Below are 1653 nucleotides of genomic sequence, written 5' to 3' on the forward strand. Positions count from 1 at the left end.
ACACCCGCGGGGCGCGCCCCCCCCCCCGGCGGGCTCCGGGCCCCGGCCGGGGCCGCGTGTGGGGCCCCCGGGGCGCCGCGGCCCCCGGCGCGGACGGCGAGGCGGACAGCGGATCCGGGGTGGACGGCGGGTGCCAGCGCGCTGTGCGCGGTTTGCCAGCGGCGGGCCACAGGCTGGGGCCGTCCAGGTCACCCGGCAACCAGAGGGAACTGATCCATGTCGCCAGCTGCTTCTCCTTCTTCCACTCCTTCTTCGACTGCCCCTTCGCCGTCCCGCGCGGGGTGGTCGCGCCGCCTGCGGCTGGCGCCGCTCGTGCTGACCGCGTCGGCCCTCACCGTGGGACTGGCCGCCGGTCCGGCGCTCCCGGCCCCCCTGACCACCGCCGGGTCCGCGCCCTCCGCGACCCGGGGCGGGGCCGAGGCGCAGCGGGCTCAACTGGAGGAATTGGCACGGCAGTTGGTGGCTGCCGGGGCGCCGGGGGTGGTGGTGCGGGTGGACGACGGCCGGGGCCGGCCCGTCGAGATCGCCGAGCAGGCCCCCTGGGCCGCGGCGGACCAGCGGCTCGCGGTGGGGGACGAGTTCCGGATGGGCTCCAACACCAAGACCATGATGGCCGTGATCGCCCTGCAACTGGCCGCCGAGGGGCGGCTCGCGCTGACCGACCCGGTGGAGGCGTGGCTGCCGGGCCAGGTGCCCGACGGCCGGGCGATCACGCTGCGGATGCTGCTGAACCACACCAGCGGCCTGGCCGACTACACCGAGGACCCCGCCGTCCTGCCGTCGATCCTCGGCAAGGACCCGCACCGGTGGACCTCCGCCGAACTGCTCGCCGTGGGCCTCAAGCGCCCGGCGCTGTTCCCGCCGGGCACCCGGTGGTCCTACAGCAACACCGACTACGCGGCGGTCGGCGCCGTCCTGGAGCGGGTCACCGGGGCGAGCCTCGCCGACCTGGTCCGCGACCGGATCGCCCGGCCGCTGAACCTGAAGCACACCTACCTCGCCACGGACGGCAGCTGGCGCGGCCGCCACGTCCGCGGCTACGAGCCGGACTCCGCCCACATGCCGGCGGGGGTGCCCGCCGCGTTCCGGGACGTGGCCGGGGTGCACCGCGACGGCCGGGTGGACGTCTCCGGCAACGACCCGGGCTGGGGCGGGGCGGCCGGGGCCGTGGTGTCCACCGCGCAGGACTGGTCCCGCTTCTACAACGCGCTGATGTCCGGCAGGCTGCTGCCCGCGGCCCAGCTGGCGCAGCTGCGCACCACCGTGCCGATGGACCCGCAGAACCCGGTGGACGGGCCCGGCTCCGGCCTGGGCATCGAGACGGGCCGCACCCCCTGCGGCACCGTCTGGGCCCATGACGGGGGGATCACCGGCTACTCCAGCACCAACCTCACCGACGGCACCGGCAGCCGTACGGCCACCGTCCTGATCGCGACCGAGTTCCTGTTCGAGTTCGGGGCCGACGCGAAGCTCACCGCGGCCGGCCAGGCCCTGCAGAGTGCGGTGACCTGCGCCATGTTCGGCAAGCCGGCCCCTGCTCCGGCTTCAGTTCCGGCTCACTGACGGGGGCGGCCCGGCCGCGGGTGCGGGTGCGGGTGCGGTGATGATCGCGGACAGCAGGTCCCTGGCCTCGGTCCGCGCCATCGCCGCACC

Annotated in this window: 1 protein-coding gene; it reads left to right on the forward strand. The window is 76.2% G+C overall.

The annotated features are described in order from the left end of the window. Nucleotides 1–312 precede the first annotated feature (312 nt). On the forward strand, nucleotides 313–1563 hold the full coding sequence (locus ACFV61_RS32280) for a serine hydrolase domain-containing protein (protein ID WP_380495512.1): 1251 nt from the start codon (nucleotides 313–315) through the stop codon (nucleotides 1561–1563). Nucleotides 1564–1653 lie beyond the last annotated feature (90 nt).

It is taken from the genome of Kitasatospora sp. NPDC059817, assembly GCF_042731835.1.
Lineage (GTDB): Bacteria > Actinomycetota > Actinomycetes > Streptomycetales > Streptomycetaceae > Kitasatospora.